The sequence below is a fragment of the Bacillus sp. C30 genome (genome assembly GCF_040838255.1).
Lineage (GTDB): Bacteria > Bacillota > Bacilli > Bacillales > Bacillaceae_G > Bacillus_A > Bacillus_A mycoides.
This window is the reverse complement of the sequence record NZ_JBFPJH010000150.1, coordinates 1-8,183: the sequence shown is the minus strand read 5'-3', so window position 1 is coordinate 8,183 and position 8,183 is coordinate 1. Positions and strand designations below refer to the sequence as shown.

Genomic DNA, 8,183 nt, shown 5'->3' with positions numbered 1-8,183 from the left:
GATGTATAATGATAGACAAATAGCGCAAACGTTTTCGTATATTTAGATATTGTTTGCGCTTCTATTAAACAATCAAATGCAAACGTTTTCAATTAAAGAGGTACATAGACAATTTAGGGAGGTTTTTGGGATGAAGAAAGCATTATCACTATTAACGATTTCAGCATTGTCAATTGGCATGTTATCTGCATGTGGACCGAAAGATTCAGGAAAAAAAGAGGAAAGTAAAGCGAAGAAAGACTATGATCTTCTCGTTTGGGAAGATGATAAAAAAGGTGTTGGTTTAGAACCAGCAGTGAAAAGCTTTGAGGAAAAATATAAAGTAAAAGTAAAAGTTGTTGAGATGCAAATGACAGATCAAGTGAAAAAGTTACGTCTTGATGGACCAGCGGGGACGGGACCAGATGTTGTAACATTGCCACACGATCAAATCGGAAATGCAGTAACAGAAGGCTTACTTTCTGAAGTAAAAGCAGATGATGCTGTGAAGAGTAAATTTACTGACTTATCAATAAAGGCACAAACATACAACGGGAAATTATATGGTTTACCAAAAGCAATTGAAACACCAATTTTTATTTACAATAAAAAATTAATGCAAAAAGCTCCAGAAACGATGGACGAGCTATTTAACTTCTCAAAAGACTTTACGAAGGATGGCAAGTACGGATTTTTAACATTAGGAGATAACTTCTACTTTGCTAACGCGTTTATGGCAGGTATGGGCGGATATGTATTTGGTGAGAAAGACGGAAAGCCAAATGCAAGTGATGTTGGATTAAATAATAGCGGAGCAGTACAAGGTGCTGAATATCTTCAAAAATGGTACAAAGAAAAGTTATTCCCGAAAGGTATTATCGGTGAATCTGGTGGACCTGCTGCTGATGGATTATTCAATGAAGGAAAAGCAGCATCTATTATGAACGGACCGTGGGCGTTCCAAGCGATGGAAAAGAACGGAATTGATTATGGTGTTGCTCCAATGCCAAAATTACCAAATGGTCAACCGATGAAAACATTTGTTGGGGTAAAAGGATGGCATGTAACAAGCTTCTCTAAACAAAATGATTTAGCTACAAAATTCACTGAGTGGGTAACAAATGAAGAAAACGCAAAAATTAGATTTGAGAAGACAAAAGAGATTCCTCCAGTAAAATCAGTAATGGAAGATCCAATTATTAAAGATAATGAAGCTGCAAAAGCAGTTGCAACTCAATCAGAAAATGGAATTCCAATGCCGAATATTCCAGAAATGCAAGAAGTATGGAAACCAGCTGGAGACGCTCTTCAGTTAGTTGTTACAGATAAAGAAGCACCAAAAGCAGCACTTGATAATGCAGTGAAGCAAATTAAAGGGAATATTGAGGCAAACCACAGCAATAAAAAATAAGGTGAAATTCGTGCCTCTACTATAAGAGGCACGAATTCTCTCCCAGAAAAAAGGGGGAAGGAACATGCAAACATCTATGGAACCAGCAAACGGCTTAAAAGGTTCAAAACATAGGAAAATGGCAACCATGTTATCAATCATTCCAGGCATAGGCCAAATGTATAATAAACAATTTGTAAAAGGCCTTATTTTTCTAGTATTAACAGGTTCATTTATTGTAGCATTTGCTGATTTATTAAATATGGGATTATGGGGAATTGTAACACTCGGTACAGAAGTTCCACGTGACCATTCTGTCTTTCTATTAGTGGAAGGGATCTTGGCACTTATCGTCATCGTGTTTGGACTCGGAATATATGGATTTAATTTATATGATGCATATCAAAACGGGAAGAAACGTGATATAGGAACACCATTAAACTCTGTAAAAGAGCAATACCGTAATTTACTAGATCAAGGTTTTCCATATTTAATGGTTTCACCAGGTTTTCTATTACTTATCTTTGTAGTTGTATTTCCAATCATCTTCGTAATTTTAATTGGATTTACGAATTATGATTTATACCACTCTCCTCCAGCTAAATTAGTAGATTGGGTGGGCTTTAAAAACTTTATTGATATTTTCACATTACCGATGTGGAGAGAGACATTTTTAAGCGTATTCTCTTGGACTGTCATTTGGACATTTGTTGCAACGACATTACAAGTTGCGCTTGGTATTTTCTTAGCGATTATCGTAAATCAGCCTGGTATTAAAGGAAAGGCAATTATTCGAACAATCTTCATTTTACCGTGGGCAGTTCCAGCATTCGTATCTATTCTTGTTTTCTCTGGTATGTTTAATGAAACATTTGGAGCAATTAATAATCAAGTATTAGCTTTATTCGGGATTGAAAAGATTGCTTGGATGACAGATCCGTTTTGGGCGAAGATTGCTTTAATTATGATCCAAACGTGGCTCGGTTTCCCATTCGTCTTTGCAATGACAACAGGTATATTGCAATCGATTCCAGGAGAATTATATGAAGCTGCTACAGTAGATGGAGCAACTGCTTGGCAACAGTTCCGCAAAATTACATTGCCACTTGTTTTATACGCAACAGCACCAATTTTAATTACACAATATACGTTTAACTTTAATAACTTTAGTATCATTTATCTATTTAACGGCGGAGGTCCTGCTGTAGCGGGGCAAGATGCAGGTGGAACGGATATTTTAATTTCATGGATTTATAAGTTAACGATGACTTCAGCGCAGTACGGAAAAGCAGCAGCTCTTACAATGATTTTATCGTTAATCGTTATTACAGTTGCGTTATGGCAATTTAAGAGAACAAAATCATTCCAAGAAGAGGATATGATGTAAATGAATATTAAACGACAAAAGATGTTACGTCTTTCATTAAGTTATTTGGTTATCTTCATAATGTGTGCGATTATTTTCTATCCATTACTATGGATTATTGGTTCATCGTTTAATCCAGGAGATAGTTTGTCTGGTTCTAGCATTATTCCAAAAAATGCTACGTTAGATCATTATCGTAAGCTACTTGATCTTGATTCAAGTAATTACTTACTTTGGTATAAAAATACGTTAAAAGTTAGTGTTATGACGATGATTTTTTCGGTGTTAGCAATTAGCTTTACTGCTTATGCATTTTCGAGATATCGTTTTGTCGGAAGAAAAAATGGTTTATTAACATTTTTAATTCTACAAATGATTCCGAACTTTGCAGCGTTAATCGCACTATATGTATTAGCGCAGTTAACAGGATTAATTGATACACATCTTGCATTAATTTTAATTTATGTAGGTGGAGCAATTCCAATGAATACTTGGCTTATGAAAGGGTATTTTGATACGATTCCGAAAGAGTTGGATGAGTCAGCCCGCATGGATGGAGCAGGACACTTCCGTATTTTTTGGCAAATCATTATGCCGCTTGCAAAGCCAATCGTAGCGGTTGTAGCATTATTCACTTTCATCGGTCCATTTACAGATTTCATTTTAGCAAGTATTATTTTACGCACGCCGGAAAATTACACTTTAGCAGTTGGACTCTATGAAATGGTAGCGAAGAAATTTGGTAATGAATTTACGACGTTTGCGGCTGGTTCCGTATTAATTGCAATCCCGATTTCGATTTTATTCTTATCACTACAAAAATACTTTATTTCTGGTTTAACAGCTGGAGGTACGAAAGGATGAGAAATGGGACATTATGTCCCATTTTTCTTTTCATCTCTCTATAAAAAAATTATAGAGAGATGAAAAGAGATTTGACATCGCATATGAAAAGAAGTGAAATAAATAGTATATTATAGTATAGGAAAAAAGAGCTATATCCCTTACAATACATGGAGAGGGAGAATATGATAAGTTTTGCAAGATAGAATAAATAAATGACAGTTTATGACTTCTCCTATGACTTGCAACGGGTGCAAGATAAAATATATGAAAATGGCAGAGAAGTGAAAGGAGGGGATTTTTATGACAGTTACAATTAAAGATGTGGCGAAGAAGGCGAACGTAGCACCATCAACTGTTTCTCGTGTAATTGCTGATAATCCAAGTATAAGTGAAAAGACAAAGCGCCGTGTTCGAAAAGTAATGAGTGAATTAGGGTATCATCCAAATTTAAATGCAAGAAACCTTGCGAACCAAACGACGAAGACACTTGGTCTTGTTATGCCGAGTTCTGCAAGTAAAGCTTTTCAAAATCCATTTTTCCCAGAAGTTATAAGAGGAATTAGTTCATTTGCACATGTGGAAGGGTATGCGCTTTATATGTCGACTGGTGAAACGGAAGATGAAATTTTTAATGGTGTTGTAAAAATGGTACAAGGGCGTCAAATCGGTGGTATTATTCTTTTATATTCAAGAGAGAACGATCGGATTATTCAATACTTGCATGACCAAAACTTCCCGTTTGTTTTAATTGGAAAACCATATGATCGAAAAGATGAAATTACATATGTAGATAATGACAATTATACAGCTGCAAGAGAAGTAGCGGAATATTTGATTTCATTAGGCCATAAACAAATCGCATTCATCGGCGGTGGATCAGATTTACTTGTAACGAGAGATCGTTTGGCGGGGATGAGTGATGCTTTGAAACTAGCAGATATTCTATTGCCGAAAGAGTATATTTTACACTTTGATTTTTCAAGAGAGAGTGGTCAACAGGCTGTTGAGGAATTAATGGGACTAAAGCAACCACCGACGGCAATTATGGCAACGGATGATTTAATTGGACTTGGCGTGTTAAGTGCGCTTTCTAAAAAAGGATTTGTTGTACCGAAAGATGTTTCGATTGTAAGCTTTAACAATGCTTTATTATCAGAAATTGCTAGTCCACCACTTTCGACAGTTGATGTGAATATTTATCAATTAGGGTATGAAGCGGCAAAAGCTTTAGTTGATAAGGTGGAGCATTCTGAATCTACTTCAAAATGCATTATTATTCCGCATAAATTATTGAAGCGTCAAACTTGTGATCATTATGCAACAAAAAGCTAAGAGTTTAACTCTTAGCTTTTTTCTTTAGAAAGGCTTCTAAACGGTCACAGCCTTCTTTTAAAGTTTCGATACTGTAAGCATAGGAAAGGCGAAGGTAGCCTTCACCGTATTCGGAAAATGCGGTTCCAGGAACAACGGCTAGCCCAGCTTCTTTTACAAGATCAAGTGCAAAATCAAATGATGAAGATGTTAAATGTCCAACATATGGGAATAAATAAAATGCACCTGTTGGCTTCTCAACCGTTAAACCCATTTGAATGAGTCTATTATATACGTAATCACGGCGTTTTTTGTATTGATAGCGCATCATCTTCGGGGCATCTTTAGCAGCTGTTAAAGCTTCGATTGCAGCATACTGAGCGATTGAAGTAGCACATGTAACATTGTATTGATGAACTTTTAATATGTGTTTTGCTAAATATTCTGGAGCAAATAAAAGTCCGATACGCCAGCCGGTCATAGAATGTGATTTTGATAAGCCGTTAATGACAATCGTCTTATCACGCATTTCTGGGAAATGAGCGATAGATGTGTGTTTTTCTTCATATACAAGTTCACTATAAATTTCATCAGAAAGAACGAAAATATTTTTATCTTTTAAGATAGATACAATATCTTCTAATTCTTCTTTTGATAAGGTAACACCAGTTGGATTAGAAGGATACGGTAAAACGACGCATCTTGTTCGTTCTGTAATTGCATGTTGCAATGCTTCAGCTGTTAAACGAAATCCAGTTTCGCGAACATCTATAAAAATAGGAGTTGCACCACATAGTCGAATAATCGGCTCGTAACCAGGGTAAATAGGAGCAGGTAAAATTACTTCCGTTCCTGGTTCTAAAATAGTTCGGAATGCAACATCGATCGCTTCACTAGCACCGATTGTAACAATGGTTTCGTTTTCAGGTGAATAATGTAAATTGTAGTTGTCCTTTACAAAGTTACAAGCTGCCTTGCGTAATTCTAGTAAACCAGCGTTATGTGTATAGCTTGTATAATTTTCTGTAATGGCCCGTTTAGCTGCTTCTTTTACTAGAGAAGGTGTAGGGAAATCGGGTTGCCCAATTGTTAAAGAGATAAGATTATCATAGTTTTGAATCATATTAGAGAACTGACGGATTCCAGAAATTTGGATGTCCTTCACTCTAGGATTAATGAATTGTTCCATTGTATCTCCCTTTCTTCCGTTTGAAAATTAAGTTCATTTTATCATATTTTCAACTATTACGCTTTGTTTATAAAATTTCCCCCGCTATTTGTGAAAGATAAGAATCGTATCTTAAAATTCAGTGGAAGTAAGAAATTATGTGAGGATTCAAATGTCTATAAGAGTATAAGCTGTGTGAGTTAATTAAAGTTTCACTTAAGCATAAACACAAAAAAAGCCGCTGCAAGCGACTTTTTAATAACCGTATTCCCAATCTATTTCATCTTCGTTCCAAAGTACGGAAGATACTTTGCCAAGATGGACAACGGATTCATTTACAGCACATGTACAGTCTTCGTCCCCTGCTTTATGTTGCAATTCTTCGTATACTGATTTTTCAACGTTTTCTAGCACAACCAAATTTTCTTCTTTTAAAACAAGCGTAGTACCCGCCATATTTATCTTCCTCCTACTAAAGTAATGATCACTTATTTGTAAACATAGATAGTATGGATTATATGCTGTATTTTGCGATAGTTGTCCGTCTAGTGAAGTGTTTTTTATTTTCTTTGTAATCCGTATTCATTGTATACTGCACGAAGGAAATTTGGTACAGGGTTTACAATCATTTCGGAAATTTGTAACATTTATTATTAGTTGTTAACAAATAATTAACAAAGATGTTAAGAAAAATCAAAATTTTGAAACAAATAGACTTATAAAATGATATAATCATATCAAAATACATATAGGGGATGAGAGGCTATGGAGCTGATTCGTGATTTAATGATCCAAATTGCCATCATTATTTTACCACTATTTTTATATGAAGCGATTCGTTTAAATCGTTATCAAGGAATGCTTCCGAAGCCTAATCGCTACTTTATTATGTTTTTATCTAGCGTTACACTCGTTCTCTCCATGACATACTCTATTTGTTTTGGTACCGTTTGCGGATACAATTTTCATCCAGTCCCAATTGTTAGTGGTTTTTTATATGGTGGGATTGTTGGGCTCATCCCTGCCATTATTTATGTTGCATATGAATGGATTTTTAAGGGGCTTAGTTGGTTGCCTATGGTAGAAGTTATATTTCTTTCGATAATTCCATTATTTTTGTCAAAGAAATGGTCTCTTTTTTCAAGAGATAAGAAGCTAATATTAGCTTTTATGATTGCATCATTTTATGTTCTTGTTTCATTAGTAGTCGGGATGTTGAATGTCCTTTTAGAAACAGGTTTTACACCGTACATATCTAATCTATATAGTGGGTATATATTTGCATCACTTATTATGGTTATGACAATGGTATTTCAAGTGTATTTGACTGAGTATTTAAACGAAAATGCATTATTGCGTACAGAAATGCAAAAATCAGAAAAACTTAATATTGTAAGTGAGTTAGCTGCAAGTGTTGCACATGAAGTTCGAAACCCTCTCACTGTTGTACGAGGGTTTATTCAATTGCTAGAGAGTACGGAAGACGTAAAAAACAAAGATTATATGCGTCTCGTATTAGCTGAACTGGATCGTGCTGAACAGATTATTTCAGATTATTTAAATTTAGCAAGGCCTCAAATTGAAAAAAAAGAACATATTTGTTTATCAGCACAATTAATTGAAATGACAACTCTTATGTCATCATTTGCAGCGATGCAGGGCGTTTATTTGCAAGTTGAGATTTCTGAGAGCCTTTATACTATCGGTGATAAGACGAAATTGAAGCAAGCTATTATGAATGTTGTTAAAAACGGTATTGAAGCAATTCAAGGAAACAAAGGGTATTTAAAAGTAACAGCTATTCAAAAAGATGAATTGATAATAATAAGAGTTAAAGATAGTGGTGTTGGAATGACAAAAGAACAGTTAGTAAGGCTTGGACAACCGTATTATTCTTTAAAAGAAAAAGGAACAGGATTAGGCCTTATGGTAACATTTAGTATTTTACAAGCGCATAATGGCACATTGGAATATAAAAGTGAAAGCGGAAAAGGAACTGAAGCTATTATTATATTGCCAGCTGTACGATATAAGGAATAAAGGTTACCGATAGAAGGTAACTTTTTATTTTATCGTGCATTAGAAAAAGATACAAAATTTCATTCATTTATTTTTTCTTGTTT

General features: G+C 35.0%; 7 protein-coding genes. 5 read left to right on the top strand and 2 right to left on the bottom strand.

Annotation, left to right across the window (positions count from 1 at the left end; genetic code table 11):
• Positions 1–130 precede the first annotated feature (130 nt).
• The 4 genes from AB3X49_RS14350 (at position 131) to malR (ending at position 4,913) form a co-directional block, all read left to right on the top strand.
• On the top strand, positions 131–1,390 hold the full coding sequence (locus AB3X49_RS14350; protein ID WP_002142987.1) for an extracellular solute-binding protein: 1,260 nt from the start codon (positions 131–133) through the stop codon (positions 1,388–1,390).
• 64 nt (positions 1,391–1,454) lie between these two features.
• Positions 1,455–2,756, top strand: a complete 1,302-nt coding sequence (gene malC, locus AB3X49_RS14345) for a maltosaccharide ABC transporter permease MalC (protein ID WP_113937166.1) — start codon at positions 1,455–1,457, stop codon at positions 2,754–2,756.
• On the top strand, positions 2,757–3,599 hold the full coding sequence (gene malD, locus AB3X49_RS14340; protein ID WP_002088365.1) for a maltosaccharide ABC transporter permease MalD: 843 nt from the start codon (positions 2,757–2,759) through the stop codon (positions 3,597–3,599). It abuts the gene before it with no gap.
• 282 nt (positions 3,600–3,881) lie between these two features.
• Positions 3,882–4,913: a maltose operon transcriptional repressor MalR gene (malR, locus tag AB3X49_RS14335; protein ID WP_002014809.1), complete on the top strand. Its 1,032-nt coding sequence runs from the start codon at positions 3,882–3,884 to the stop codon at positions 4,911–4,913.
• A gap of 4 nt (positions 4,914–4,917) precedes the next feature.
• Here the strand turns inward: malR and AB3X49_RS14330 are convergent, their stop codons facing one another.
• Both AB3X49_RS14330 and AB3X49_RS14325 read right to left on the bottom strand, forming a co-directional pair.
• On the bottom strand, positions 4,918–6,081 hold the full coding sequence (locus AB3X49_RS14330) for an aminotransferase A (protein ID WP_219303456.1): 1,164 nt from the start codon (positions 6,079–6,081) through the stop codon (positions 4,918–4,920).
• 234 nt (positions 6,082–6,315) lie between these two features.
• Positions 6,316–6,516, bottom strand: coding sequence for a protein YkzT (locus AB3X49_RS14325; protein ID WP_000929276.1), 201 nt, complete (start codon positions 6,514–6,516; stop codon positions 6,316–6,318).
• A 309-nt stretch (positions 6,517–6,825) separates the two neighbouring features.
• Here AB3X49_RS14325 and AB3X49_RS14320 point away from each other — a divergent pair, with 309 nt between their 5' ends.
• Positions 6,826–8,100 carry a sensor histidine kinase gene (locus AB3X49_RS14320; protein ID WP_002014814.1) on the top strand — a complete coding sequence of 425 codons (1,275 nt, stop codon included), beginning with the start codon at positions 6,826–6,828 and terminating at the stop codon, positions 8,098–8,100.
• Positions 8,101–8,183: the final 83 nt, after the last annotated feature.